Below are 24,690 nucleotides of genomic sequence, written 5' to 3'. Positions count from 1 at the left end.
CGGGCCGTCAGGCAAATATCATCGACGAAAGCCTGCGACGGCCCTTCAGAACGATGGGATCGGTTGGCTTCAGCGCATCGAAGATCGTGAGAAGTTGCGCCTTGGCCGCGCCGTCGTTCCATTCCCGATCCAGCCGGAACAGATCAAGTAGGACGTCAACCGCTTCATCCACTTTGCCTGCCGCATGTAGGGCTGTTGCAAGGTCGAACCGGGCTTGCCGATTGTTGGGATCTGCCTCGACCGCGGCGCGAAGCTCTTGTTCCGGTCCTGCATTGGCGGCCTGACGGGCAAGATCAAGCTGGGCGCGCGCGGCCTCAAGCTCTTTTGTCTTGGCGATGGCGGCGGGGGCTGCGGACAGCATCGCCTCGGCCTGATCAAGTTGCCCAAGTGCAAGGTGGCAACGCACCAATCCGCCATATGCAGCTGCATTTTCCGGCTCTTCGCCCAGAATGGCCGCGAAGGTTTCCGCGGCGTCAGTGACGGCCCCTTCGGCCAGCATCTGCTCAGCCGCCTCGATCGCCTCTTCAAGGCCGCCATCATCAGACAGCGCCGTCAGTTTATCGATGAACTTCTTGATCTCAGAGGCAGGGATCGCACCCTGGAAGCCATCGACCGGCTGGCCTTGCCAGAAGGCATAGACCGTCGGGATGGACTGGATGCGCATCTGTCCTGCGATCATCTGGTTCTTGTCGACATCGACTTTCACCATCTTGACCTTGCCCTTGGCGGCCATCACCGCCGCCTCAAGCGCCGGGCCAAGCGTACGGCAGGGACCGCACCAAGTGGCCCAGAAATCCACGATCACCGGCACCTCGCGGCTGGCTTCGATCACGTCTTGCATGAACGTGGCCTCGGTGCCTTCCTTGATCAGATCACCCTGAGGCGCTGTCTTTTCGTCGATCCCGAACATCGCATTCCTCATAACGCATGTCTTTGTGCCTTATATGCGCGCGGGGGCGGCAAAGGCCAAGGGGGCAAAGCCGCTTTACCTGCGGGATAGGAGACCTTAGCTTCCAACCCATCACGGCCTACGGAGGCGCAATGCCCGTTCTTCTGACCTTTGGCGATAGTAACACCCATGGGACGCCGCCGATCATCGACCGCGCGGAATACCGCCGCTTTCCCAAGGGGATACGCTGGCCCACGGTCACCCATGCCGCGCTGGGGTCCGATTGGGAACTGGTCGAAGAAGGGCTACCGGGCCGCACCGCACAATTCGATGATCCTGTGATGGGCGATTACATGAACGCCCGCCCTGCCCTGCGCATGGCCCTGCAATCGCACGGTCCCATCGACGTGATGACGCTGATGCTGGGCACCAACGATGTGAAGACGCGCTTTGCCACGACGCCGGAACAGGTAACAGCCGGGGTTGCGGGGTTGCTCGATGTGGCGATGTCGCTGGATTATCAGGCGCGCCATGGCGGGTTCCGCATCCTGCTGATCTGCCCGCCGCCCGTGGTGGAAACTGGCCCGATCAAGACCGAATTCTGGGGTGGTGCAGCGCGGTCACAGGCGTTGGCCCGACATTATCGCGCGCTTGCCGCATCGCGCGGGATCGGCTTTCTGGATGCGGGACAGGTGATAGAGGTCAGCCCGATTGACGGGGTCCATTTCGACGAGACGGCGCATGCCAAGCTGGGCGAAGCCGTTGCAAAGTCGGTGGCCGATCTGATCTGACGGCTTTACCCAGTGATTTAGGTGTGAGACGAGTTTTCCTATGCAGATCGAAAAGACAGACCTTCCCGACTTGTTGATCCTGACCCCGCGCCGATTTGGTGACTCGCGCGGCTGGTTCGTGGAAACGTGGAACGCCGCGCGGATGCGGGAAGCAGGGCTCGATCTGGCCTTTGTGCAAGACAACCATTCGTTTTCTGCACAGAAGGGCACGCTGCGTGGCCTGCATTATCAATCCCCGCCGCGCGCGCAGGATAAGTTGGTCCGCTGCTCGAGGGGTGCGATCTGGGATGTTGCGGTGGATGCAAGGCGCGGGTCGCCCACCTATGGGCGTTCGGTCGGAGTAGAACTTAGCGCCGAGAATGGGCGGCAACTGTTGGTTCCAAAAGGGTTCCTCCACGGCTTCGTCACCCTCACTGACGATTGCGAGGTGCAATACAAATGCACCGACCTTTATTCGCCCCAACATGACGGATCGGTTCGCTGGGACTCGGCGGGCGTGAATTGGGGCTTTGCGGGCGATCCCGTGCTGTCGGAGAAGGATCTTGCCGCACCCGCCTTTGCCGATTGGCAAAGCCCCTTCACTTATGGAGAGACGGCATGAAAATCCTTGTCACCGGCGGTGCGGGCTTTATCGGCTCTGCCGTTGTGCGGCTTGCCGTGGCGCAGGGGCATTCGGTGGTGAATGTCGATGCCCTGACCTATGCCGCCTGCCTTGAGAATGTGGCCTCTGTCGGCAACTCGCCGCGCTATACCTTTGAAAAGGCAGATATTCGCGACCGCTCCGCGATGGACCGCATTCTTGCTGCGCATGATCCTGATGCGCTGATGCATCTTGCCGCCGAAAGCCATGTCGACCGATCCATCGACGGCCCCGGCACCTTTATCGAGACAAACATCAACGGCACCTTCACGCTGCTTGAGGCCACGCGCGCCTTCTGGACGCGCAAGGGCAAGCCGGAGGAATTTCGCTTTCACCATATCTCGACAGATGAGGTGTTCGGATCGCTCGGCCCCACCGGCAAATTCACCGAAAACACGCCTTATGACCCCCGCAGCCCCTATTCAGCGTCCAAGGCCGCGTCCGACCATCTGGTCCGTGCATGGCATGAAACCTATGGCCTGCCTATCGTCCTGACCAATTGTTCCAATAATTACGGACCCTTCCACTTTCCCGAGAAGCTGATCCCCGTCGTGATTCTGAACGCGCTGTCGGGCAAAGAGATCCCCGTCTATGGCAAGGGCGAGAATGTGCGCGACTGGCTGTTCGTCGAAGATCACGCCGATGCCCTGCTAACCGTTTTGCAAAAGGGCGAGGTCGGGCGCAGCTATAACATCGGGGGCGAGAATGAGGCGCGGAATATCGACCTTGTGCGCATGATTTGCCGCTTGATGGACGAAATGCATTCACAGGGTGCGCCGCACGACCGGCTGATTACCTTTGTGGCTGACCGTCCCGGACATGATCTGCGCTATGCCATCGATCCGTCCCGGATGCGAGAGGAGCTGGGCTGGCGACCCTCTGTCACGCTGGAGGAAGGGCTACGACGCACCGTCCGTTGGTATCTGGAGAATGAGGATTGGTGGCGCCCGTTGCTGGCGCGGCAAGGTGTGGGCGAACGGCTGGGGGTAAAGGCGTGAAGCTTCTCGTCTTTGGTCAGACAGGGCAGGTTGCGCGCGAACTGGCCCGCCGCTGCCCCAATGGCGTTTCACCTGTATTCCTTGGCCGTGACCAAGCGGATCTCGCCGATCCGGCAAGTTGTGCCGATGCCATCGCGCACCATGACTGCGACGCGGTGATCAACGCCGCCGCCTGGACGGCAGTGGATCGTGCCGAAGCGGAAGAGAACGCCGCCACCCGCGTCAATGGCGACAGCCCCGGGGCGATGGCGCATGCCTGTGGGGCGAAGGGTATCCCATTCCTTCACATCTCGACGGATTACGTGTTTGACGGCCAAGGCGAAGCGCCCTTCACGACGGATCACCCGACTGCACCTCTGAATGCCTATGGGCGGTCAAAACTGGCGGGCGAGCAGGCGATCCGCGCCAGTGGTGCGCACCATTTGATCCTCCGGACAAGCTGGGTCGTGTCGGCCCATGGCCAGAACTTCGTCAAGACGATGCTGCGGCTGGGGGCTGAACGACCTGCGCTGAATGTCGTAGCAGATCAGGTGGGTGGTCCAACGCCTGCTGCGGCCATTGCCGATGCGCTTTTCGTGGCGGCAACTGCGCTGCGCGACAGCGCCGGGGGCGGAACATATCATTTCGCGGGCGCGCCCGACACGAGCTGGGCGGATTTCGCCCGCGCCATCATGGCCGGCGCGGGCTTTTCCTGCGCGGTGTCCGGTATCCCGTCCTCTGCCTATCCGACACCAGCTGCCAGACCGATGAATTCGCGGCTGGACTGTTCCACATTGACCCGTGACTTCGGCATCCCCCGCCCCGACTGGCACACGGGCCTTGCCGAGATTCTGAAGGAGTTGCGCGCATGACCAAACGCAAGGGCATCATCCTCGCCGGTGGGTCTGGCACAAGGCTCTGGCCCATTACGATGGGCGTGTCGAAGCAGCTTCTCCCGCTTTATGACAAGCCGATGATCTACTACCCGCTTTCAGTGCTGATGTTGGGCGGGATACGCGAGATCGCGATCATCACGACGCCAGAAGATCAGACGCAATTCCAAAGGCTTATGGGGGATGGCAGCCAGTGGGGCTTGTCTTTCACATGGATCGTGCAGCCCGCGCCCGACGGTCTGGCGCAGGCCTATCTGCTGGCACGCGATTTCCTGAATGGCGCGCCTTCGGCCATGGTTCTGGGCGACAACATCTTCTTCGGCCACGGGTTGCCGGAAACCCTTGCCGCCGCCGACGCGCAACCGATGGGAGGCACGGTCTTTGGTTACCGGGTGGCCGACCCCGAACGCTATGGTGTGGTTGATTTCGCCCCCGATGGCACGGTGCGCAGCATTCAGGAAAAGCCGGAAAAACCCCCGTCGAACTATGCGGTGACAGGCCTCTATTACCTTGACGGTCGCGCGCCGGACCTTGCCGAAACAGTCCGCCCTTCTGCACGGGGAGAGCTGGAAATCGTTGATCTGCTTGAGAAATACCGCAGCGAGGGCAGTCTCCGGGTCGAACGCATGGGGCGCGGCTATGCCTGGCTGGACACGGGCACCCACGGCTCGCTGCTCGATGCCGGGAACTTCGTGCGCACCCTGACCGATCGGCAAGGGCTGCAAGTGGGCAGCCCGGACGAGATTGCGTGGCGGTCGGGGTTCATCACGCGCGAGGCGCTGCTGAAACGCGCGGACACCTTCCGAAAGAACGATTACGGCCGCTATCTGCTTGGGATTGCTTCGGAATGATACATGCAAAAAACATGATGATTTCTGCCTAACCTGCGTTATCCTGCCGCAGTCGGGCCGATGACTCACCCCTTTCGGCCCGCCCTTTGGGAGGAGGGATGACAGGGATGAACAAGCTTATCGCCTTGATTTGTGTGATTTCTTGGTCTGGCTTTTGGGCCTTTGGCTATTTGGCACTTTCTGCGGATATTCAGGATCAGACCCAAATGGTGACCGCCGGATTCCTTGCCTTTGCAGGGTTCCTGACGGGGATGTTCACCTATATGCGGCTGTCGCGGGATATTCCGACAAACAGCTGAAAACACGCATTCATCACTGCGTTCCGCCCGAAACGGTTGTGCCCTGTTTTGTGCCGCCTTTTGTGCCGCAAACTGTGGTCACGCAGCGAACGGTGGCAACAGGTTAAGGTTAACGCCACCTTCATCTTGGCGAAAAATACTCTCAAGGGGTGAATGGCTGCGCGGCACGCGCAGACAGAGGGGACGGAACGTCCCCTGACAACGGAGCCGGAGCGCGAAGCGCGGAGGCGACAGGAAAGGCTTGCGGCGCAGCCGCGCCGATCCCTTTACACGGTTTCGGGAACGGGACGCTTGATCTTTGCCGATGCCGCCAGAACCAGCGGGCGCAGGCCGGCCCCGCCTGCATCGACCACTTCGAAGAAGTGCCGCCGCATCCGGGGTTCCCAAAAATCGTTGATATGGGCGGCGATGCCGGCAACGCCCTCGGCCTCGGGCTTCGATTCGAAGAATTTCGAAATCTGATTGGCCATGTAGATCAGCTTTTCATGGGGATCAGCGGACATGGGCGCTCTCCGTCAGTCGGTCAGAATGGGTGAAAACCTCGAACCGGTCGGACCGGGCAAGGGCGATCAGGGTCAGACCCGCCTCTTCGGCAAGGTCAACGGCATGGGCGGTGGGGGCCGAGACGGCGATCAGGATCGGCGCGCCAAGGGCGCAGACCTTCTGCACCATATCGATCGACACGCGGCTGGTCAGGACCACCGCGCCTTGGGCATAGCGGGCGCGGATCACATGGCCTGCCAGCTTGTCCAGCGCGTTGTGGCGGCCCACATCCTCGCGCGCGGCGACCATGCCTTCGGTCGTCCAATAGGCGGCGCAATGGGCGGCGCGGGTGTAGTCGTGCAGCGGTTGACGGTCGGTCAGGGACGCTACGGCCCGCATCACCTGCGAGGGTGTCATCCGCAGGGGCGAGGGCGCGATCTGGGCCACGGGGCGCATGGCCTGTTCGATGCTGTCGATGCCGCAGAGGCCACAGCCGACGGGGCCTGCCATGGTGCGGCGGCGGGCGGCGAGGCGCTGTTCGGCATCGGCATGCAGCCAGACCTGCACATCGACCCCGTCCCCTGCTGGAACGATATCAACGCTATCAATCTGATCCGGTGTGGCGATGCCTTCGGTCAGGGCAAAGCCATAGGCGAAATCCGTCAGGTCGGCGGGGGTGGCCATCATGACCGCCTGCGTCGACCCGTTGAAGGACAGCGCCACGGCCACCTCTTCGGGCAGGGGGCGGGACCCCTGCTCGATTCCCGCCGAGCCAAAGCTGAGGCGGGGAAGGCGGCGCGCGGTCTCCATCACTCGGCCGCCAGAATGCGGCGCGCGTGTTCGGCCTGTGCGGCGTATTCCTCTTGCCATTCGGTGGGGCCGTTGGACGGGCTGACCTGCACGGCCGTCACCTTGTATTCCGGGCAGTTGGTGGCCCAGTCCGAGAAATCGGTGGTGATGACATTGGCCTGCGTCGTCGGGTGGTGGAAGGTCGTATAGACCACACCGGGCGAGACGCGATCCGTGATCTTGGCCCGCAGCGAGGTTTCGCCAGAGCGGGAGGACAGTTTCACGAATTGACCATCCCGCACACCGCGCAGTTCGGCGTCATGGGGGTGGATTTCGAGAAGGTCTTCTTCGTGCCAGACCACGTTTTGGGTCCGCCGCGTCTGCGCACCGACGTTGTATTGCGACAGAATCCGCCCCGTCGTCAGCAAAAGCGGGAAGCGCGGGCCAGTCTTTTCATCCGTCGCCACATATTCGGTGACGATGAACTTGCCCTTGCCGCGGACAAAGCCGTCGATATGCATCAGCGGCGTGCCTTCGGGGGCACTCGCGTTGCAGGGCCATTGGACGGAGCCCATTTCTTCCAGCTTTTCATAGCTGACGCCCGCGAAGGAGGGGGTCAGCATGGCGATTTCGTCCATGATCTGCGACGGGTGGGTGTAGTGCCAGTCGGCCCCCATCGCCTGCGCAAACATCTGCGTGACTTCCCAATCGGCATAGCCCTGACGGGGGGCCATCACCTTGCGCACGCGGTTGATGCGGCGTTCGGCATTGGTGAAGGTGCCGTCCTTTTCAAGGAAGGAGGAGCCGGGGAAGAAGACATGGGCGTAATTCGCGGTTTCGTTCAGGAAGAGGTCGTGAACGATGACGCAATCCATCGCCGCAAGGCCCGCTGCCACATGTTTCGTGTCAGGGTCGGATTGCAGGATGTCTTCGCCTTGGCAGTAAAGGCCCTTGAAAGTGCCTTCGACTGCCGCATCGAGCATGTTGGGGATGCGCAGGCCGGGTTCGTTATCGATCTTCACGCCCCAGAGGGATTCAAAAACCTCGCGGACAGAGTCATTCTTCACATGGCGGTAGCCGGGCAGTTCGTGCGGGAAGCTGCCCATGTCGCAGGAGCCTTGCACGTTGTTCTGCCCGCGCAGCGGGTTCACGCCCACGCCGGGGCGGCCGATATTGCCGGTCAGCATGGCGAGGTTGGCGATGCCGATGACGGTGGTGGAGCCTTGGCTGTGTTCGGTGACGCCAAGGCCGTAGTAGATCGCGCCATTGCCGCCCTTGGCATAAAGGCGGGCAGCGGCGCGGAGTTCGTCGGCCTTGACGCCCGTCAGGAATTGCGTGGCTTCCGGGCTGTGGCGGGGGTCGGAGACGAATTCGGCGTAGTCTTGGAATTCGTCCCAATCGCAGCGATCACGGATGAAGGCTTCGTCGAAGAGGCCTTCGGTGACGATGGTATGGGCGATGGCCGTGACGACGGCCACGTTGGTGCCCGGCGTCAGCGGCAGGTGATGCGCGGCCTTGATATGGGCGGTGTCGACAAGGTCGATCCGGCGCGGGTCGATGACGATGAGCTTGGCCCCTTGGCGCAGCCGCTTCTTCAGGCGGCTGGCAAAGACGGGATGGCCATCGGTGGGGTTCGCGCCGATCAGGATCACGACATCGGTATGTTCCACGCTGTCGAAATCCTGCGTGCCGGCCGAGGTGCCGAAGGTCTGGCCCAGCCCGTATCCGGTGGGCGAATGGCAGACGCGGGCGCAGGTGTCGGTGTTGTTGTTCTGGAACACCGCGCGGGTGAGTTTCTGGACGAGATAGGCCTCTTCATTCGTGCAGCGCGACGAGGTGATGACGCCGACCGACTGCCGCCCATGTTTGGCGATGATGCCCTTCATGCGGTTTGAGGCGAATTCCATCGCCTCGGCCCATGTCACTTCTTTCCAGGGGTCGTTGATCGAGTCGCGGATCATGGGCGACAGGATGCGGTCCTTGTGGCTGGCGTAGCCATAGGCGAAGCGGCCCTTGACGCAGGAATGGCCGCGGTTGGCCTTGCCGTGCTTGTAGGGGGTCATGCGGACCAGTTCGTCGCCGCGCATTTCCGCCTTGAAGGAGCAGCCGACGCCGCAATAGGCGCAGGTGGTGATGACCGACCGGTCGGGGGTGCCGATGTCGATCACGGATTTCTCTTGCAGGGTGCCCGTCGGGCAGGCCTGCACGCAGGCCCCGCAGGAGACGCAGTCAGAGGTGAGCGCCGTGTCGGTCTTGGCGCCGAAGGACACGCGGCTGTCGAAGCCGCGGCCTTCGATCGTCAGGGCGAAGGTGCCTTGGATTTCCTCGCACGCGCGGACGCAGCGCGAGCAGACGATGCATTTCGCCGGGTCATAGGCGAAGTAGGGGTTGGATTCGTCCTTGGGAATCCAGTTGGGGTTCTTTTCGCCGGAGGTATTGCGCACCTCGAAATGGTTTTCGCCTTTTTCATAGCGCACGTCGCGCAGGCCGACGGCCCCGGCCATGTCTTGCAATTCGCAGTCGCCATTGGCGGCGCAGGTCAGGCAGTCGAGCGGGTGGTCGGAGATATACAGTTCCATCACCCCGCGGCGGAGCTGTTTCAGCTTGCTGTTCTGGGTGTGGACCTTGATCCCCGGCGCGACGGGGGTGGTGCAGGAAGCCGGGGTGCCGTTGCGACCTTCGATTTCCACAAGGCAGAGGCGGCAGGAACCGAAGGCGTCAAGCGAGTCGGTGGCGCAGAGCTTGGGGACAGAGATGCCCAGTTCGGCGGCGGCGCGCATGATCGAGGTGCCTTCGGGCACGGTCACGTCAAAGCCGTCGATGGTCAATGTCACCATCTGCTTGGATTTCGCGGCGGGCGTGCCGAAATCGCGGTCGGGGATGATGAAGTCTTTCATTCGGCGGCCTCTTTCATCGCGGGGGCGAAGTCGTCAGGGAAGTGGTTGAGCGCGGACATCACCGGATAGGGGGTGAAGCCGCCCAGCGCGCAGAGCGAGCCAGATTTCATCGTGTTGCAGAGGTCGGTCAGCAGCGGGATAGCGTCGGCATCACCCTTGGCGATGCGGTCCACCGTTTCCACGCCGCGCACCGCGCCGATGCGGCAGGGGGTGCATTTGCCGCAGCTTTCGATGGCGCAGAATTCCATCGCAAAGCGGGCCTGTTTCAGCATGTCGGCGGTTTCGTCAAAAATGACGAGGCCAGCATGGCCGATCAGGCCCTCTTTCGCGCCGAATTCTTCATAGCCGAAGGGGGTGTCGAACAGCGCGCGGGGGAAGTAGGCGCCCAAGGGGCCACCCACCTGCACGGCCTTGACCGGGCGGCCTGTGGCGGTGCCGCCGCCGATGTCATCGACGATCTGACCAAGGGTCAGGCCAAAGGCCACCTCGAACAGGCCGCCGAATTTGACGTTGCCGGCGATTTGCAGCGGGATCGTGCCGCGCGACCGGCCAAGGCCGAAATCCTTGTAATGGGCGGCGCCCTTTTCAAAGATCACCGGAACGGTGGCCAGCGAGATGACGTTGTTCACAACGGTGGGCTTGCCCATGAAGCCTTGCAGCGCGGGCAGCGGCGGCTTGGCGCGGACGATGCCGCGCTTGCCTTCCAGCGAGTTGAGAAGCGAGGTTTCCTCGCCACAGACATAGGCACCCGCACCGGTGCGTATCTCCATGTCAAAGGCCTTGCCGGAACCAAGGATGGAGGGGCCGAGAAGGCCCGATTTCCGGGCGATTTCCACGGCCGCCGTCATCACCTCGATCGCATCCGGATATTCGGAGCGAAGGTAGACATAGCCCTTGGTCGCGCCCGTGCCGATGCCCGCGATGGCCATGCCTTCGATCAGGGTGAAGGGGTCGCCTTCCATCAGCATGCGGTCGGCAAAGGTGCCGCTATCGCCTTCGTCAGCGTTGCAGACGATGTATTTCTGATCAGCCTTCGCCTCGGCCACCGTTTTCCATTTGATGCCGGTCGGGAAGCCTGCGCCGCCACGGCCGCGCAGGCCGGATTCGGTCACTTCGGCCACGATGGCGGCGCTGTCCATGGTCAGCGCACGGCGCAGGCCCGCAAGCCCGCCATGGGCTTCGTAATCCGCCAGCGAGAGGGGGTCGATCACGCCGACACGGGCGAAGGTGAGGCGGGTCTGTTTCGCCATCCACGGCAGCGCTTCGGTCAGGCCGAGCGCCTTTGGGTGCTGTTCCAGATCGCCAAAGAGGGCGGGCACATCAGCAGGGGTCAGGGGGCCAAAGGCGATGCGGCCTGCGTCGGTGGCCACCTCGACCAGCGGCTCCAGCCAGACCATGCCACGCGAACCGTTGCGGATGATTTCGACTTTGGTGCCACGCTTGGCGGCCTCGGCCGCGACGGCGGCGGCGACGTCATCGGCACCAAGGCCACGGGCGGCGGCGTCGCGGGGGATGTAGATTTTCATCAGCGCGCCCCTTCGATAATCGCGTCAAGGCGGGCTTCATCTACCCGACCGACGACCTTGCCATCGACCAGAGCGGCGGGAGCGCAGGCACAGAGGCCAAGGCAGAAGACGGGTTCCAAGGTGATGCGCCCGTCTTTGGTGGTTTCGTGCCATTCGATGCCAAGACGGTTTTGCGCATGCTGCGCCACGCGGTCACCGCCCATGGCCTGACATGCCTCAGCCCGGCAGAGTTTCAGGACGTGGCGGCCCGCCGGGTCTTCGCGGAAGTCGTGGTAGAAGGACATGACACCATGCACCTCGGCCCGCGTCAGGTTCAGGTGTTTGGCGATGATGGGAAGCGCGTCGCGCGGCACATAGCCGAAGGCTGCCTGAATGGCGTGGAGGATCGGCAAGAGCGGCCCCTCCATCCCCTGATGCGCGTCGAGGATTTCCCCCACCCGCGCGGCGATTTCGGTGCTGGTCTGCGACATCGGCGGCCTTCCTTGGTAGCTGTCTACCGGGATACGCCGATTGATAGGGAAATCAATATTGAATTACCGTCGTTTGATAGATGGCGTCTATTGAAGCGGCGGGGTTCGTACTGGGCAGTCAGATTTCGCCCTGATGCCCGGGGTGCGTGCAAGCCCGCACCCTAAGCGGCGGCGGCCTTGGCGAAACGCTCTGCTTCGGCGATCAGGGCCGCGAGGACGGGGGTGATCGGGTCGCGGCGCGCGGTGATCAGGCCGACGAGGTGTTCCACTTCGGGTGCCACGATGGGGATGGAACGGAGCTGCCCCCCCGCCACAAACATCTGCGCCAATTGACGCGGCACGATAGAGGCCCAGCGCCCCGTCAGCACATGGCTGGTCAGCGCGATGGTGGAATTCGATTCGATCTGTGGCACGACGGCGACCCCGGCCTCGGCCAGATGCTGGTTTACGATGCGGCGGTTCTGCATGTCGCCTGTGAGCAGACAAAGCGGCTGTTCGGCCAGTTCGGACCATGTCACCTGATCCCGGTCGGCCAATGGCGTGCCGGGGGCGCAGAGGTAGCGGTAGAATTCCGCGTAAAGCGGCACCTGCGCCACGCGACCGAGCGGTTCGTTGTCGAGATAGGTGATGCCTGCGTCGAGTTCGAGCGCCTCGATCCCCGTGAGGATTTCGGTGCTGGTGCGCGACAGGATGGAGACGCGGACGTTGGGGTGTTTGGCTGTGAAAGGGCCCGTGAGGCCCGCGACCATCGGCAGGGCAGTTGGGATGACGCCGATGCGCAGGTTGCCGGATAACCCTGCGCGGACGGTGCGCATCTCGTCCTTGAGCGCGCGCATGTCGCCTACGATGCGGCGGCCCCAGTCGAGCACGCGCTGGCCTTCGGGCGTGAGGCCCTGATAGCGGCTGCCGCGAAAGACGAGTTGGACGCCCAGCTGATCCTCCAGCTGCCGGATGGCAGAGGATAGGGTGGGTTGCGTGACGCCACAGACCTCGGCCGCGCGGCCGAAATGGCGTTCGTTGGCGAGGGCGATGAACATTTCCAGCTTGTCGATCATGTGAGCGATGCTGCCGTCATTCCTCACTTGTCCGCAAGGCCCCGGACCCTTAGCTGTGTGGCATGAGACGTTTCATCCCCTTCGTGCCCAAACCCGCCATGGTTCCCGTGATCCGCCTGCAAGGCGCGATCGGTGTGGGGTCGCGCGGGTTGAATGATCAGAGCGTCGCGCCGCTGATTGAGCGGGCCTTTGCCAAGGGCAAGCCTGCGGCGGTGGCGCTTGTCATCAACTCTCCCGGCGGATCGGCGGTGCAATCGGCGCTGATCGCGGCGCGGGTGCGGCGGCTGGCGGAAGAGAAGAAGGTCCCGGTCCATGCCTTTGTGGAGGATGTGGCGGCGAGCGGCGGCTATTGGTTGGCCTGTGCGGGGGATGACATCTGGGTGGATGCGTCATCGATCGTGGGGTCGATCGGGGTGATCTTTGCGTCTTTCGGGTTCCCAGAACTGATGGCGCGGCAGGGGATCGAGCGGCGGGTGGTGACGGCGGGCAGGTCGAAGAGTTTTGCCGACCCCTTCCTGCCGCAAAAGCCGGAGGATGTGGAACGCTTGCGCAAATTGCAGGAGCCGATCCATGCGGCCTTTATCGACCACGTAAAGGCGCGGCGTGCGTCGCGGCTGGACCTTTCGGCAGACCTGTTCAACGCCGATGTCTGGGTGGGGGCGGAGGCGGTCAAGCTGGGCCTTGTGGATGGCGTGGCACATCTGCGTCCCAAATTGATGGAGATGTATGGCGATAAGGTGCGGCTGATCCCCTATGGGCAGAAGCGCGGGCTGTTGCAGCGGTTGGGGATGGCGGCGACGGATGGGCTGATGCAGGGTGTCGAGGAACGCGCGCTTTGGGCGCGGTTCGGGCTGTGACGGCATGCTGCTGAAGATCTTCATCCTGTTCCTAGGCGGCATGGCCCTGATCGGGATGATCGGCAAATGGCTGTTTCCCGGTGCCATTTCGCGGTCGGTGAAGAAGCGGGTCGCGCGGGCAAAGCCCTCTCGCTGTCGGGGATGTGGGCGCTATCTCATCGGCAAGGGCGGGTGCGACTGCGGGAAGGGCTGACATGCGGGCATTGGTGACGGGGGCCGGGCGTCGGCTGGGGCGGGCGATGGCCCTGTATCTGGCCAGCCGGGGATATGACGTGGCCGTGCATTACGCAGGCAGTAAAGATGAAGCCGAGGCCGTGGCGGCCGAGATCGCCGCAATGGGGCGGCGGGCGGTGACATTGGCTGCCGATGTTCTGATTGAAGGCGAGGTGCAAACGTTGCTGCCGCGCGCGGCAGAGGCCTTGGGTGGGCCTTTGACAGTGTTGGTCAACAATGCCTCGATCTTTGAGCATGATGATTTCGCCAGCGCGACGCGGGAAAGTTGGGATCGGCATATCGAATCGAACCTGCGCGCGCCCTTCGTGCTGACCCAGGCCTTTGCCGCGCAGGTGCCGGAGCCAGAGAGTGATGACGGCGGCGAACCTGTGGCGCGCGGGTTGATCGTGAACATGGTGGATCAGAGGGTCTGGAAGCTGACCCCGGAATTCACGAGCTATACGATTGCCAAGGCGGCGCTGTGGGCCCTGACGCAGACGGCAGCGCAGGGCTTGGCCCCACGGGTGCGCGTGAATGCCATCGGTCCGGGGCCGACCTTGCAAGGCGGACGGCAGACGGCAGAGGCCTTTGCGCGCCAACGCGCGGCGACGGTTCTGCAACGCGGCGCGATGCCCGAAGACATCACCGCAGCGCTGGGTTACCTGATCGATGCGCGGGCTGTGACTGGGCAGATGATCGCGGTGGATGGCGGGCAGCATCTGGCATGGCAGACGCCGGATGTCGTAGGTGTTGAGTAAGGTTTACACCCCTTCAACCGATGGTCGTTACAGAGTTGTCCACTTCTGACATTGTGGTTACCAAGACGTTACAAAATCCCTAAGTTTTTCAGTGATTTGCCGCAATCTAGAAAATCTTTTGTTTGTTTTCAAATACTTGCAAATTTGCCTAAATTTTAGGCAATGCAAGGAAAGCAGCAGAAAACAAGGGAAAATTCGGCCTGCCAAAAACTTTCCCGCAGAGTTATCCACAGAAACCGTGGACAGCTTCCCTCTTGCCCTTCGTCGCGGAGCGTTGCAGCCAAGGGGGGGAATCGATGTGTCTAAGATAAAGGTGTAAGGGCATTGTCAGACGGCGTGCAGAAGGACGGCGAAGAGGGGACGGGGGCACCCGTGGCGACAGGCCATGAGGTGATCCAATCCTATCTGCGGACGCTCGATTCCTCGCCCGGTGTTTACCGGATGCTGAACGCGAAGTCCGAGGTGCTGTATGTCGGCAAGGCGCGGAACCTGAAGGCGCGGGTATCGAATTATGCGCGCCCGTCGGGCCATTCCGGGCGCATCGCGCGGATGATTTCGGAAACCGCGTCGATGATGTTCCTGACGACGCGGACAGAGATGGAGGCGCTGCTGTTGGAGCAGAACCTCATCAAGCAATTGAAGCCGCGCTATAACGTGCTGCTGCGCGACGACAAGTCTTTCCCCAATATCCTGATCGGGAAAGAGCATGCCTTTCCACAGATCAAGAAGCATCGCGGTAAGCGGTCGGAAAAGGGCAGTTACTTCGGGCCCTTTGCCAGTGCGGGGGCGGTGAACCGCACGCTGAACCAGTTGCAGAAGGTATTCCTCTTGCGGAACTGTTCGGATGCGATGTTCGAAAGCCGCACGCGGCCCTGCCTGCTGTTTCAGATCAAGCGCTGTTCGGCCCCTTGCGTGGGGCGAGTGACGCCTGAGCAATATGCCGCGCAGGTGTCGGATGCTGAGCGGTTCCTACAGGGCAAGTCGACTGAGGTGCAGGCGCAATTGGCCGGGCAGATGGCGGCGGCGTCCGAGGCGATGGAGTTTGAGCGGGCCGCCGCGCTGCGCGACCGAATCCGGGCGCTGACCCAGGTGCAATCGGCGCAGGGCATCAATCCGCGTGGGGTGGCAGAGGCGGATGTGATCGCGCTGCATCTGGAAGGGGGGCAGGCCTGCGTGCAGGTCTTTTTCATCCGCGCGAACCAAAGCTGGGGGAACCGGGATTTCTATCCGCGCACGGGATCGGGGGCGGAGGAGAGCGAGATTCTGGAGGCCTTTGTGGCCCAGTTCTATGACGACAAAGAGCCGCCGCGCCTGATCCTTCTGTCGCATCCGGTGGAGAATGAGGATCTGGTGGCGGCTGCCTTGGCCGAACGGGCAGGGCGGAAGGTGGAACTGGCGGTGCCGCAGCGGGGCGAAAAGGCGGAACTGGTGGAGAATGCGGCGCGCAATGCGCGCGAGTCGCTGGCGCGGCGGATGGCCGAAGGGGCGGCGCAGTCGAAGCTGCTGATCGGGTTGGCGGATGCCTTCGATCTGGACGCCCCACCAAGGCGGATCGAGGTCTATGACAACGCGCATATCCAAGGGTCGGATGCCGTGGGGGGGATGATCGTTGCGGGACCCGACGGGTTCGACAAGGGGCAGTATCGCAAGTTCAACATCAAGGGCGCGGCGGGCAAGGCGGGCGACGATTTCGGGATGATGAAAGAGGTGCTGACCCGGCGATTCGAGCGGCTGTTGAAAGAGGACCCGGAGCGGAAGACCGATGCCTGGCCGGACCTATTGCTGATCGACGGGGGCGCGGGGCAAGTGTCCGCAGTGGGCGAGATCATGGCCGAGTTGGGGGTGGAGGACATTCCCTATATCGGGGTGGCCAAGGGGATCGACCGCGATGCCGGGAAGGAAGAGTTCCACCGCCCCGGCGAGCCGCCCTTTGCGTTGCAGCGGAATGACCCGGTTCTGTATTTCGTACAGCGCTTGCGGGATGAGGCGCATCGCTGGGCCAATGGCGCGCATCGGGCGAAGCGGGCGAAGGCGGTGAGTGCGACACCCTTGGACGATGTGCCGGGGGTGGGAGCGGCGCGCAAACGCGCCCTTCTGGCACATTTCGGCAGCGCCAAGGCCGTGTCACGCGCCGGGGTGGCGGATCTGATGGCAGTGGACGGGATCAGCGAGGCGATGGCGCAGGTGATCCACGATTTCTTTCACGACAGATAGGGGCGGCGGGGCGGAACCCCACCCTACGGCCTGTCACGCCTCGGATTCATCTTCCGGGGCAGCAAGGTCGCGCTTGACCTTTTCATCCGAGAAGAGGCGGCGGGTTTCGTCCAACCTGTCAAAGGTTTCATCCGGGCGGAAGCGCAGGTCCGGGGCGTATTTGAGCGTCATCTCGGCGCTGACGCGGCGGCGCAGTTCGGCCTTGTTGCGGGCAAGGGCTGCGATGGCCTCTTCAACCTTGACCGATCCCATGAGGGGCATGACATAGACCGTCGCCACCTTGAGGTCGGGGGAGCAGGACACTTCGCCCACCGTAATGGACATGCGGTTGAGGTCGGGGTCGTGAATCTCGGCCCGGTTCAGCACGTCCGACAGCGTGCGGCGGATGAGTTCGCCCACGCGAAGCTGGCGTTGCGAAGGGCCCTTGCCCGAAGAGAAGCGCTTGTTCGACATGGGTTCCACATAGGCCCTTTGGCCCGCGCCCGCAACGGCGGGCTTTCATGGGGGGGCGGTTGCGGCTAAACGGGCGGTAAGCGTGGAGGATGATATGGCCGATCTGCCGGGAATTGTGGTGACGGGTGCGTCGGGGCGCATGGGGCAGATGTTGGTGCGCACCATCGTAGCTTCGGGCAAGGCGCGGCTGGTGGGCGCTGTCGAGCGGGCAGGGCATGATTGGGTCGGTCGCGATATTGGCGCGGCGATGGGGGGCGCGGCGATCGGCGTGGCGGTGACGGATGACCCGTTGGAGGCCTTTGCCAAGGCGCAGGCGGTAATCGATTTCACCGCCCCGGCGGCGACGGTGGAGTTCGCCGCATTGGCCGCGCAGGCGCGGGCGGTGCATGTCATCGGCACGACGGGGCTGGAGGCCGCCCATCTGGCTAAGATCGACGCCGCAGCCCGCCATGCGGTTGTCGTTCGGGCGGGGAATATGAGCCTTGGTGTCAATCTTCTGGTGCGGCTGACCCAGAAGATCGCCGCCGCCTTGGACGAGGATTGGGATGTGGAGATCGTTGAGGCGCATCACCGGATGAAGGTGGATGCGCCGTCAGGCACGGCGCTGATGCTGGGCCGGGCCGCCGCCGAGGGGCGCGGCGTCGATCTTGACGACGCGATGGACAGCGGGCGGCACGGGATCACGGGCGCGCGCAAGCGGGGGCAGATCGGATTTGCCGCCGTGCGGGGCGGCGATATCGTGGGCGAGCATGATGTCATCTTTGCCGCAGATGGCGAGCGGGTCATCCTACGGCATGTCGCAACTGACCGCGCGATCTTTGCCAGAGGTGCCTTGCGCGCGGCCTTGTGGGGGCAAGGGCAGAAGCCGGGGCAATATGACATGATGGACGTGCTGGGCCTTTAATTTTTCGGCAACCTTCACGTCAGCGTGACATTGACCACAATTCTGGATGCGGTATTCATCCGGCACAGGACTTTTGCCGTATGTCATCAGCTTCCATCGGGGCTTTCGTCATGTTGCACGCCGTTCTTCCAGCCGCCCTTCTTTCGCTTGCCGCATTGCCTGCTGCGGCAGAAAGCTTTGCGCGCATCAGCGACAAGTCGGATTTCATTGAAACCGTTTCCGGCAAGGAATTGCGGTTGGGGATGTTCGGCATCTCTTTGACCGTGGAAGAGGACGGCGAGATCAAGGGGCGTGCCCTTGGCTGGGACGTGACCGGGAGCTGGGAATGGCAGGATGGCTATTTCTGCCGCGAGATGGACTGGTCAGGCTATCCGATCCCGAGAAACTGCCAGCTTGTCGAGGCGCGGGGGGGCGAAGAGATTCGCTTTACCGTGGACAAGGGCGCAGGGGATTCGGCATCCTTCCGACTGCGTTAAGGCTGGCCCTTTAGAAGTCGATCGCCAGACCCTTCTTTTCCCAATCGCCATAGCGGACAGGTTCCGGGCCTTCGCGGCCACCGAGTTCCGGGGGCAGGACCTGCGCCTTGGCGGCTTTGCGGCGTTCCTCTGCCTCAGCCAAGGCGCGCTGGGCTTCGGGCGGCAGGTCGGGGCGCGGGTTTTCTTCGGTCATGGGAAGGGTTCCTTGTCGCTGGTTGTTGATATACGCCCGTTCCCCAAGGGAACAAGGGGCGTATCGGGGGCGTATCGGCATGGCGGCAGAGGGGTTGGCGGCACGGGCGGCGGCGGTGGGTCTGCTGGGCGCGGTGCTGGGCGAGGGGCGGCTGATGACGCAGGCGGTGGCCGATCCGCAGGGGCCGCTGAGTGGCCTGCCGCCGGGGGACCGCGCCCGGGCACAACGGTTGACCTTGGCAGTGCTGCGGCATCTGGAGCCTGCGGATAAAGTGCTGGAGCCGCATCTACGCAAGGCACCGCCCCGGATGGTGCGCGATGCGCTGCGGCTGGCCGTGGTGGAGATCGCGATGGGCGGGGCCGCGCATGGCGCGGTGAATGCGGCCGTGGAGATCGTACGGCGCGGCAAGCGGACGGGCCATCTGGCGGGGCTGGTGAATGCCGTGCTGCGCAAGGTGCCGGAACAGCCCTTTGAAGGGCTGCCCCCGCAGCGGATGCCGCGCTGGCTGCGCCAGCCGCTTGTGCATGCCTATGGGCGCGAAGTTGTGGCGGCGATGGAGGCCGTGCAGGCGGGTGCGCCGCCCTTGGACCTGACGGTTCGTGACAGGGCGGAAGCGCCGGAGGGTGTTGTTCTGCCGACAGGTTCGCTGCGGCTTGAGGAGAAGGGGCAGGTTTCGGCTCTGGCTGGCTATGCGGCGGGGGGATGGTGGGTGCAGGATGCTGCTGCCACGCTGGCTGTGCGGCTGCTTGACCCGAAACCGGGCGAGCGGGTGCTGGACCTTTGCGCGGCACCGGGGGGCAAGACGCTGCAACTGGCCGCTGCCGGAGCGCAGGTGACGGCGTTGGATCTTTCCGAGGCGCGGATGGCGCGGCTGCGCGAGAACCTTGCCCGCTGCGCGCTGGAGGCGGAGGTGGTGGTGGCCGATGCTTTGGACTGGACTCCTGCGAAACAATTCGACGCGGTGCTTCTGGATGCGCCCTGTTCGGCCACGGGGACGATCCGGCGGCATCCCGATCTGCCCTTCGTGAAGGATGGGTCAGAGGTGGCGGGGCTGGTGGCGTTGCAGGCGCAGCTTCTGGACCGGGCGTTGGGGATGGTCAGGCCGGGGGGAAGGGTGGTGTTTTGCACCTGCTCTCTGCTGCCGGAAGAGGGCGAGGGGCAGTTGGCATCGGCGCTGGCGCGGCATCCAGGGCTAAGCGTGGAGCGGGTGGCGATGCCGGGTGTGGAAGAGGCGTGGTGGACGGATGCGGGCGGGTTGCGCCTGCGGCCCGATCATTGGGCCGAGGCGGGGGGGATGGACGGGTTCTTCATGGCGCGGTTGAAAGGCGTTTTATGACGCATAAAACGCGACGAAATCTGACACAGATTTCGCGCGGCTGCGCCGCGAGGCGCAAGACCGCCTGCGTCGGGAATTTCACCTTCTGTCTCGCGCCGGAAAACGGTCACTTCGGCGCGAAGAGGCGGTAATAGGCCCAGTCCGGCAGGAATTGCGACAGGCGGAAGACCCATGCAAAGGGCACCGGGAAGCTGTTGGAAAAGCGGTCAGTCGTCATGTGTTCGAACATGATCTGCGCCGCCTGCCCCGGTTCCATGATTTGCGGCATGTTGAAATCGTTCTTGTCGGTCAGCCGCGTCTTGATGAAACCGGGGTTGCACAGTTGCACATCCACCCCGGACCCGCGCAGGTCGCAATACATCGATTCCGCCAGTGACATCGTCCCGGCCTTGGAGGCACAATAGCCGATGGCCCCCGGCAGGCCGCGAAAGCCCGAGAGAGACCCGGTGATGACGACATGGCCAGAACGCCGCGCCACCATGCCCGGCAGCACCGCGCCCATGACGCGGGCGCAGCCGGTGAGGTTGATGTCACACATCGCCTCGACCGCGTCGGCATCCCAGTCCTGCGCTTTCATCGGCCAGTAGACGCCCGCAAGGAAGACAACACCATCCAACTGGCCCGCCTGTTCCGCCGCCTCGCGCACCGAGGCCGTGGAGGCCACGTCGCAGGGAATGGGCGTGGCGCGGCCGGGCATCAGGGCGACAGCCTCGGCCAGTTTGTTGGGAGAGCGGGCAGACAAGATCACCTCAGCCCCCGCGCTGCTGAGCCGCTGAGCAAGGGCGAGGCCAAGGCCTTCGGACGCCCCAACCAGCCAATAGCGTTTGCCGCGAAACTCCCTCATGCCGGAAGCCTGCGCATGGTGGCAACGAGTTCGGCCACGGTGATGCCGAACTTGGTGAACTGGCTGCGGTTCATGATCGTGCCGTTTTCCATCAGATACATCCAGTCGGTCACGTTCAGGACATGGCCACCCGCCTCTTCGTCCAACTTGATGCGGTAATTGAGCAGGACGCCCGGCCCTTCTGCGCGACCTTGGCCGGGGCCGACCACATCATCCGCCTCGGCCCGGATGGTGCCGTCATTGGACAGGAACAGCCGCCACTCACGATCCTGCATGCGGCCGGAATCGTAGCGGAACCGTTCCTTCAGGACGCCCACATTGCCGTCCCATGTCCCCTCCATCTCGGCGGTGAAGCGCGAGGCGACGCGGCCGGTGGGGCCGTAGATCACGCCTTCGCAAAGGATTGGACCCGAAAGGTGGGTGCGCAGGTCAAAGCGCGGGCCACGATCGGACAGATCGGCGGGGCGCTGAGTGCGAAAGCCCACGAAGCGCGATTTCATCGCGACAAGAACGAGGGTGATCAGCGCACCGAGCAGGAGCGAGAAGAAGGGAGTCATGTCAAACCTCCGGAACCTTGGTGGCGGCCAGAAGCGCGATGGCAAGCACCTTGAGAGCGCAGGGAACCAGCGCGTAAAGGACAGATAGGACGAAAAGGGCAGAAGGCGCGTTTTCTTGCCCCGGGGTGAATCCTGCCGCTTGCAGCGCCGGGAGCAGCGTCGCGGCAGCAAGGGCAAGGGAGAGTTTCGAGACGAAGGACCATAGGCCGAAGGCGGCTGCCTCGCCGCCTTGGCCCAGTTGCCCCAGACGGCGGGCGAAAAGGGCGGGGAGGAGGACCATATCCGCCCCAAGGGCCGCGCCAGACGCGGCGCAGATCACGGCAAAGGCCAGCGTATCCCCCGCCCCAAGGGTGGAGGCCCAGAGGAAGGACGCGATGGCCAGCGCCATGCCGCAAAGCAGCACGGGTTTCGCCCCCCAGCTCTGCGCGGCACGCGACCAGAGCGGGGTGGAGAGAGCGGCGGCAAGGAAGAAGAGAAGGAGGAGCGGACCTTCCATGCCGGGCGCTGCGAGACGGCTTTCCACGAAGAAAAGGAAAAGCGTGGAGGTCACGGCCACGGGTGCCGCGTTCAGCAGGGCGATCAGCAGCAGGCGGCGGGCCAGCGGGTCGGAAAGCGCGGGGCGAAAGGCGGCCAGCGGGTTTTCAAACCCGCCGCCCTGCCCCAGCCATTGGTCGCGCATGGCGAAAGTGGCAGCCACGGCCAGAATGACGAACAAGGCGGCGAATGCGGCGAAAGGGCTGCCCGTCAGCCCGGCCAGCGCGACGGGTGCAACGGCGGCGACGCAGACGCCTACCAGCGACCCGCCCTCGCGCCAACCGGCCAGGCGGACATGGCCCTGAGGGCCAAGGGCGGCGGCCTTGGCCACGCCTTCGGCATAGAAGGTAATGGTGAGAAAGGAGAAGGCGGAAAACAGCCCCGACAGCGTGATCGCGAACCACAGAAGCGGCGCGACAGGCGGGGCGATGGCGAAAAGCCCGATCATCGACAGGGCCATGACACCCACCGCGAGCGTGACCCAAAGGCCGCGCCGTGCACGGCCTGCCTCGGCCAGCCAGCCCAGCACCGGGTCCTGCACCACATCGAACAGACGCAAGAGCGCAAGCACGCCGCCCAGCGCGGCAAGCGACAGGCCATAACTATCGACGTAAAATTTCGGGGCATGGATGTAGATGGGCAGTCCCGCCATCGCGATGAGCGCGGCGAAAAGGCTCCACCCCGCCAACCCTGCCCGGGGCGCGATTGCAGGCAGGGCAGCGGTCATCTGGTCACTTCCTGCGGTGGCGGCGTGGGACGGTTGCGGAATTTCACACCCTTGATCGCCAGTTTCAGCGCCTGCCAATGGATCAGGGCCAGCACGCGGCGGCTCCCCAAGGGGCGGCGGATCGCGGCGCGCAGGATTTCGCCATTGGTCAAGGGGACGCGGGGGCCGATCAGGTTGGTGTAAAGCCCGCCATCCTGCGAGGTGTAGTCGATCCAGACCCCGATCCGGTCGGGGCGGATGTCGAAGCGGAAGGCATAGCCGCCTTCAAGCGGTTGGAAGGGCGAGACGTGGAAAATCTTGCGCGCGGTGATCGTGTCGGTCCGGGTGATGGGACCGTGATCGTCGCGAAAGCAGAGATAGGAATGCCTGTCGCCATAGGTGTTCGACACCTCGGCAATCACCACGCGCAGGTTATCCGTTGCGTCATGGCACAGCCAGAAACTGACGGGGTTGAAGACATGGCCCAGAACACGGGGCTGACCCAGAAGAAGGATGCGGTCCGATCCGGGAAGATCATGCGCGGCCAGCACCTCACGCACCCAAGCGGTGCCGCGTCCCTTGCCCGGTGCGCCACCATAATCGACATCATGAATGGCGGTCAGGTTGCGGCGGTTACGGGAAAAGAGCGATGGGCCGCGCGCCGTTTCCGGGTCAAGGAGGACATAATCCACGGTGTAGCGAAAGCTGTTCGCAATCGCGCCCTTGCGACCGTGGAAGGTTTCGCCCCGGATCAGATCGACATCGTTCATGCGGCAAGCTGCCTTTCGCGGGCGCGAGAGCGCATCGCCTCAACCACATCCACGGCGGAGGCGAAGCCATCCTCGTGGAAGCCCGACCGCATCCAGGCCCCAGCAAACCATGTGTTCAGCGTGCCATTCATCGCGCGGATTTTGCCCTGTGCATCCAGTGCGGCCAGATCATAGACCGGATGATCGAAGGTGACGACATCATCGATCAGCTTTTCATCGATCCCGCCATTGGAGTTGAGGGTCACAAAGATCGGGTCATCCTGCGGGATGGGCTGGAGCGAGTTCATCCAATAGGTCAGGTCGATCTTGCCGCGCGCGCCGCCCTTCGGTTCGACATAGGCCCATGAGGACCAGCATTTGCGATTCTTCGGCATGACCGACGGGTCGCGGTGCAGAATCGCCTGATTGGGCTGATAGCGCACCGCAGAGAGCGCCGCGCGCTCGGCGGGCGTCGCATCGGCCAGAAGGGACAGGGTGATGTCGGAATGCGTGGCAAAGACCACGTCATCGAACATTTCCCATTCGCCGCCATAGGGACGGATCAGGACGCCGCCGCCTTCACGCTGCACCCCGGCAACCGCAGCGCCAAGGCGCAGGTCGACGCCACGCGAGGTAAGCGAGGCCTGCAGGCGACGGACATATTCGATGGAGCCACCTTTGACAGTGTACCACTGATGCTGGCCTTCATAGCCCATCAGCGCGTGATTTTCGAAGAACCGCACGAGGGCATGGGCCGGGAAATCGAGGATGCCCATGGTGGGGGTGGACCAGATCGCCCCGGAGAAGGGGGTGATGTAGTAATCGCGGAACCAGTCACCCGTGCCGAGAGTTTCCAAAAGATCACGGATCGTCATGTCGGGGCGAACGACCTGAGGCGCGTTCTTGTTGAAGCGCAGGATATCGGTCAGCATCCCAAGGAAGCGCGGCGAGACAAGGTTTTTCCGTTGCGCAAAGATCGTGTCGAAGGAGGCAAGGCCATATTCGACGCGGCCCCCGTCAAGCGAGGCACCGAAGGACATGTTGCTTTCGACGTAAGGCACATCCAGCCGGTCGAAGAGACCCAGAAGGTTGGGATAGTTCACCTTGTTGAAAACGATAAAACCGGTATCGACAGGCTGATCCCCGCGCTTGCCCGCGATCACGGTGCGGGCATGGCCGCCAAGGCGGGTCTCTGCCTCGAACAAGACGACGGAATTCTCATCAGCAAGAAGATGGGCCGCAGCCATGCCGGAAATGCCCCCCCCGATAACGGCGATGCGGCGAGGGACGGAACCAAGTGTTTCAAACGGCATGGAAGGGGACGCTCCTATTGGTA

27 protein-coding genes are annotated in these 24,690 nt (G+C 63.4%); 13 read left to right on the top strand and 14 right to left on the bottom strand.

Going from position 1 to position 24,690, the window contains the following annotated elements:
* Window positions 1-7: 7 nt before the first annotated feature.
* On the bottom strand, window positions 8-910 hold the full coding sequence (gene trxA, locus QF092_RS14010; RefSeq protein WP_281464682.1) for a thioredoxin: 903 nt from the start codon (window positions 908-910) through the stop codon (window positions 8-10).
* A 131-nt stretch (window positions 911-1,041) separates the two neighbouring features.
* Here trxA and QF092_RS14005 point away from each other — a divergent pair, with 131 nt between their 5' ends.
* From QF092_RS14005 to QF092_RS13980, 6 genes are all read left to right on the top strand, one after another.
* The gene (locus QF092_RS14005; RefSeq protein ID WP_281464680.1) at window positions 1,042-1,680 is read left to right on the top strand and encodes an SGNH/GDSL hydrolase family protein; all 639 of its coding nucleotides are present in this window, start codon (window positions 1,042-1,044) and stop codon (window positions 1,678-1,680) included.
* Window positions 1,681-1,720: 40 nt separating this feature from the next.
* Window positions 1,721-2,281, top strand: coding sequence for a dTDP-4-dehydrorhamnose 3,5-epimerase (rfbC, locus tag QF092_RS14000; protein ID WP_281464678.1), 561 nt, complete (start codon window positions 1,721-1,723; stop codon window positions 2,279-2,281).
* Window positions 2,278-3,318: a dTDP-glucose 4,6-dehydratase gene (gene rfbB, locus QF092_RS13995; RefSeq protein WP_281464676.1), complete on the top strand. Its 1,041-nt coding sequence runs from the start codon at window positions 2,278-2,280 to the stop codon at window positions 3,316-3,318. Before rfbC ends, rfbB begins: the two co-directional genes overlap by 4 nt.
* Window positions 3,315-4,169, top strand: coding sequence for a dTDP-4-dehydrorhamnose reductase (gene rfbD / locus QF092_RS13990; RefSeq protein ID WP_281464674.1), 855 nt, complete (start codon window positions 3,315-3,317; stop codon window positions 4,167-4,169). The genes rfbB and rfbD overlap by 4 nt, the downstream gene beginning before the upstream one ends.
* The gene (rfbA, locus tag QF092_RS13985; protein WP_281464672.1) at window positions 4,166-5,041 is read left to right on the top strand and encodes a glucose-1-phosphate thymidylyltransferase RfbA; all 876 of its coding nucleotides are present in this window, start codon (window positions 4,166-4,168) and stop codon (window positions 5,039-5,041) included. The genes rfbD and rfbA overlap by 4 nt, the downstream gene beginning before the upstream one ends.
* 107 nt (window positions 5,042-5,148) lie before the next feature.
* Window positions 5,149-5,340, top strand: coding sequence for a hypothetical protein (locus tag QF092_RS13980; RefSeq protein WP_281464670.1), 192 nt, complete (start codon window positions 5,149-5,151; stop codon window positions 5,338-5,340).
* Window positions 5,341-5,606: 266 nt separating this feature from the next.
* Here the strand turns inward: QF092_RS13980 and QF092_RS13975 are convergent, their stop codons facing one another.
* The 6 genes from QF092_RS13975 to QF092_RS13950 form a co-directional block, all read right to left on the bottom strand.
* Window positions 5,607-5,843, bottom strand: coding sequence for a formate dehydrogenase subunit delta (locus tag QF092_RS13975; RefSeq protein WP_281464668.1), 237 nt, complete (start codon window positions 5,841-5,843; stop codon window positions 5,607-5,609).
* Window positions 5,833-6,636 carry a formate dehydrogenase accessory sulfurtransferase FdhD gene (fdhD, locus tag QF092_RS13970; RefSeq protein WP_420026464.1) on the bottom strand — a complete coding sequence of 268 codons (804 nt, stop codon included), beginning with the start codon at window positions 6,634-6,636 and terminating at the stop codon, window positions 5,833-5,835. Before fdhD ends, QF092_RS13975 begins: the two co-directional genes overlap by 11 nt.
* On the bottom strand, window positions 6,633-9,509 hold the full coding sequence (gene fdhF / locus QF092_RS13965; RefSeq protein ID WP_281464664.1) for a formate dehydrogenase subunit alpha: 2,877 nt from the start codon (window positions 9,507-9,509) through the stop codon (window positions 6,633-6,635). The genes fdhD and fdhF overlap by 4 nt, the downstream gene beginning before the upstream one ends.
* Window positions 9,506-11,035 (bottom strand): formate dehydrogenase beta subunit, encoded by a 1,530-nt coding sequence (locus QF092_RS13960; protein ID WP_281464662.1) that lies wholly within the window; start codon window positions 11,033-11,035, stop codon window positions 9,506-9,508. The genes fdhF and QF092_RS13960 overlap by 4 nt, the downstream gene beginning before the upstream one ends.
* Window positions 11,035-11,505, bottom strand: coding sequence for a formate dehydrogenase subunit gamma (locus QF092_RS13955; protein WP_281464661.1), 471 nt, complete (start codon window positions 11,503-11,505; stop codon window positions 11,035-11,037). The genes QF092_RS13960 and QF092_RS13955 overlap by 1 nt, the downstream gene beginning before the upstream one ends.
* Window positions 11,506-11,666: 161 nt before the next feature.
* Window positions 11,667-12,560, bottom strand: a complete 894-nt coding sequence (locus tag QF092_RS13950; protein ID WP_281464659.1) for a LysR family transcriptional regulator — start codon at window positions 12,558-12,560, stop codon at window positions 11,667-11,669.
* 62 nt (window positions 12,561-12,622) lie between these two features.
* Between QF092_RS13950 and QF092_RS13945 the strand changes: the two genes are divergently transcribed.
* The 4 genes from QF092_RS13945 to uvrC all read left to right on the top strand — a co-directional run bounded on the left by QF092_RS13945 (window position 12,623) and on the right by uvrC (window position 16,602).
* Complete coding sequence (locus QF092_RS13945) at window positions 12,623-13,417, top strand: S49 family peptidase (protein WP_281464657.1); 795 nt, start codon at window positions 12,623-12,625, stop codon at window positions 13,415-13,417.
* A 4-nt stretch (window positions 13,418-13,421) separates the two neighbouring features.
* Window positions 13,422-13,610: a hypothetical protein gene (locus tag QF092_RS13940; protein ID WP_281464655.1), complete on the top strand. Its 189-nt coding sequence runs from the start codon at window positions 13,422-13,424 to the stop codon at window positions 13,608-13,610.
* A 1-nt stretch (window position 13,611) separates the two neighbouring features.
* Window positions 13,612-14,388 carry an SDR family oxidoreductase gene (locus QF092_RS13935; protein ID WP_281464653.1) on the top strand — a complete coding sequence of 259 codons (777 nt, stop codon included), beginning with the start codon at window positions 13,612-13,614 and terminating at the stop codon, window positions 14,386-14,388.
* 336 nt (window positions 14,389-14,724) lie between these two features.
* A complete protein-coding gene (uvrC, locus tag QF092_RS13930; protein ID WP_420026544.1) occupies window positions 14,725-16,602 on the top strand; it encodes an excinuclease ABC subunit UvrC in 1,878 nt (625 codons plus the stop codon).
* A 33-nt stretch (window positions 16,603-16,635) separates the two neighbouring features.
* Here the strand turns inward: uvrC and rbfA are convergent, their stop codons facing one another.
* Window positions 16,636-17,055 carry a 30S ribosome-binding factor RbfA gene (rbfA, locus tag QF092_RS13925; RefSeq protein ID WP_281464651.1) on the bottom strand — a complete coding sequence of 140 codons (420 nt, stop codon included), beginning with the start codon at window positions 17,053-17,055 and terminating at the stop codon, window positions 16,636-16,638.
* A 94-nt stretch (window positions 17,056-17,149) separates the two neighbouring features.
* Between rbfA and dapB the strand changes: the two genes are divergently transcribed.
* Window positions 17,150-17,959 (top strand): 4-hydroxy-tetrahydrodipicolinate reductase, encoded by an 810-nt coding sequence (dapB, locus tag QF092_RS13920; protein WP_281470003.1) that lies wholly within the window; start codon window positions 17,150-17,152, stop codon window positions 17,957-17,959.
* Window positions 17,960-18,069: 110 nt separating this feature from the next.
* Window positions 18,070-18,435 (top strand): dihydrodipicolinate reductase, encoded by a 366-nt coding sequence (locus tag QF092_RS13915; protein WP_281464649.1) that lies wholly within the window; start codon window positions 18,070-18,072, stop codon window positions 18,433-18,435.
* A 10-nt stretch (window positions 18,436-18,445) separates the two neighbouring features.
* Here the strand turns inward: QF092_RS13915 and QF092_RS13910 are convergent, their stop codons facing one another.
* A complete protein-coding gene (locus QF092_RS13910; protein ID WP_281464647.1) occupies window positions 18,446-18,628 on the bottom strand; it encodes a DUF1674 domain-containing protein in 183 nt (60 codons plus the stop codon).
* A 79-nt stretch (window positions 18,629-18,707) separates the two neighbouring features.
* Here QF092_RS13910 and QF092_RS13905 point away from each other — a divergent pair, with 79 nt between their 5' ends.
* Window positions 18,708-19,964, top strand: coding sequence for an RsmB/NOP family class I SAM-dependent RNA methyltransferase (locus QF092_RS13905; protein ID WP_281464645.1), 1,257 nt, complete (start codon window positions 18,708-18,710; stop codon window positions 19,962-19,964).
* A 106-nt stretch (window positions 19,965-20,070) separates the two neighbouring features.
* Here the strand turns inward: QF092_RS13905 and QF092_RS13900 are convergent, their stop codons facing one another.
* The 5 genes from QF092_RS13900 to QF092_RS13880 are packed head-to-tail and all read right to left on the bottom strand — an operon-like array spanning window position 20,071 to window position 24,667.
* The gene (locus QF092_RS13900) at window positions 20,071-20,808 is read right to left on the bottom strand and encodes an SDR family NAD(P)-dependent oxidoreductase (RefSeq protein ID WP_281464643.1); all 738 of its coding nucleotides are present in this window, start codon (window positions 20,806-20,808) and stop codon (window positions 20,071-20,073) included.
* The gene (locus tag QF092_RS13895) at window positions 20,805-21,365 is read right to left on the bottom strand and encodes a DUF3833 domain-containing protein (RefSeq protein ID WP_281464641.1); all 561 of its coding nucleotides are present in this window, start codon (window positions 21,363-21,365) and stop codon (window positions 20,805-20,807) included. Before QF092_RS13895 ends, QF092_RS13900 begins: the two co-directional genes overlap by 4 nt.
* A 1-nt stretch (window position 21,366) precedes the next feature.
* Window positions 21,367-22,626: an MFS transporter gene (locus tag QF092_RS13890; protein WP_281464639.1), complete on the bottom strand. Its 1,260-nt coding sequence runs from the start codon at window positions 22,624-22,626 to the stop codon at window positions 21,367-21,369.
* On the bottom strand, window positions 22,623-23,375 hold the full coding sequence (locus QF092_RS13885) for a DUF1365 domain-containing protein (protein WP_281464637.1): 753 nt from the start codon (window positions 23,373-23,375) through the stop codon (window positions 22,623-22,625). The genes QF092_RS13890 and QF092_RS13885 overlap by 4 nt, the downstream gene beginning before the upstream one ends.
* Window positions 23,372-24,667, bottom strand: a complete 1,296-nt coding sequence (locus QF092_RS13880) for an NAD(P)/FAD-dependent oxidoreductase (protein WP_281464635.1) — start codon at window positions 24,665-24,667, stop codon at window positions 23,372-23,374. The genes QF092_RS13885 and QF092_RS13880 overlap by 4 nt, the downstream gene beginning before the upstream one ends.
* Window positions 24,668-24,690: the final 23 nt, after the last annotated feature.

Source organism: Fuscovulum ytuae (assembly GCF_029953595.1).
Taxonomy (GTDB): Bacteria; Pseudomonadota; Alphaproteobacteria; order Rhodobacterales; family Rhodobacteraceae; genus Paragemmobacter; species Paragemmobacter ytuae.
This window is presented reverse-complemented; position numbering and strand designations above follow the sequence as displayed.

Bases quoted from the DNA above. Each gene is read 5' to 3' on its own strand.
- trxA (WP_281464682.1), bottom strand. From the start codon at position 910: ATGTTCGGGATCGACGAAAAGACAGCGCCTCAGGGTGATCTGATCAAG.
- QF092_RS14005 (WP_281464680.1), top strand. From the start codon at position 1,042: ATGCCCGTTCTTCTGACCTTTGGCGATAGTAACACCCATGGGACGCCG.
- rfbC (WP_281464678.1), top strand. From the start codon at position 1,721: ATGCAGATCGAAAAGACAGACCTTCCCGACTTGTTGATCCTGACCCCG.
- rfbB (WP_281464676.1), top strand. From the start codon at position 2,278: ATGAAAATCCTTGTCACCGGCGGTGCGGGCTTTATCGGCTCTGCCGTT.
- rfbA (WP_281464672.1), top strand. From the start codon at position 4,166: ATGACCAAACGCAAGGGCATCATCCTCGCCGGTGGGTCTGGCACAAGG.
- QF092_RS13980 (WP_281464670.1), top strand. From the start codon at position 5,149: ATGAACAAGCTTATCGCCTTGATTTGTGTGATTTCTTGGTCTGGCTTT.
- QF092_RS13975 (WP_281464668.1), bottom strand. From the start codon at position 5,843: ATGTCCGCTGATCCCCATGAAAAGCTGATCTACATGGCCAATCAGATT.
- fdhF (WP_281464664.1), bottom strand. From the start codon at position 9,509: ATGAAAGACTTCATCATCCCCGACCGCGATTTCGGCACGCCCGCCGCG.
- QF092_RS13960 (WP_281464662.1), bottom strand. From the start codon at position 11,035: ATGAAAATCTACATCCCCCGCGACGCCGCCGCCCGTGGCCTTGGTGCC.
- QF092_RS13955 (WP_281464661.1), bottom strand. From the start codon at position 11,505: ATGTCGCAGACCAGCACCGAAATCGCCGCGCGGGTGGGGGAAATCCTC.
- QF092_RS13950 (WP_281464659.1), bottom strand. From the start codon at position 12,560: ATGATCGACAAGCTGGAAATGTTCATCGCCCTCGCCAACGAACGCCAT.
- QF092_RS13945 (WP_281464657.1), top strand. From the start codon at position 12,623: ATGAGACGTTTCATCCCCTTCGTGCCCAAACCCGCCATGGTTCCCGTG.
- QF092_RS13940 (WP_281464655.1), top strand. From the start codon at position 13,422: ATGCTGCTGAAGATCTTCATCCTGTTCCTAGGCGGCATGGCCCTGATC.
- QF092_RS13935 (WP_281464653.1), top strand. From the start codon at position 13,612: ATGCGGGCATTGGTGACGGGGGCCGGGCGTCGGCTGGGGCGGGCGATG.
- rbfA (WP_281464651.1), bottom strand. From the start codon at position 17,055: ATGTCGAACAAGCGCTTCTCTTCGGGCAAGGGCCCTTCGCAACGCCAG.
- dapB (WP_281470003.1), top strand. From the start codon at position 17,150: ATGGCCGATCTGCCGGGAATTGTGGTGACGGGTGCGTCGGGGCGCATG.
- QF092_RS13915 (WP_281464649.1), top strand. From the start codon at position 18,070: ATGTTGCACGCCGTTCTTCCAGCCGCCCTTCTTTCGCTTGCCGCATTG.
- QF092_RS13910 (WP_281464647.1), bottom strand. From the start codon at position 18,628: ATGACCGAAGAAAACCCGCGCCCCGACCTGCCGCCCGAAGCCCAGCGC.
- QF092_RS13905 (WP_281464645.1), top strand. From the start codon at position 18,708: ATGGCGGCAGAGGGGTTGGCGGCACGGGCGGCGGCGGTGGGTCTGCTG.
- QF092_RS13900 (WP_281464643.1), bottom strand. From the start codon at position 20,808: ATGAGGGAGTTTCGCGGCAAACGCTATTGGCTGGTTGGGGCGTCCGAA.
- QF092_RS13895 (WP_281464641.1), bottom strand. From the start codon at position 21,365: ATGACTCCCTTCTTCTCGCTCCTGCTCGGTGCGCTGATCACCCTCGTT.
- QF092_RS13890 (WP_281464639.1), bottom strand. From the start codon at position 22,626: ATGACCGCTGCCCTGCCTGCAATCGCGCCCCGGGCAGGGTTGGCGGGG.
- QF092_RS13885 (WP_281464637.1), bottom strand. From the start codon at position 23,375: ATGAACGATGTCGATCTGATCCGGGGCGAAACCTTCCACGGTCGCAAG.
- QF092_RS13880 (WP_281464635.1), bottom strand. From the start codon at position 24,667: ATGCCGTTTGAAACACTTGGTTCCGTCCCTCGCCGCATCGCCGTTATC.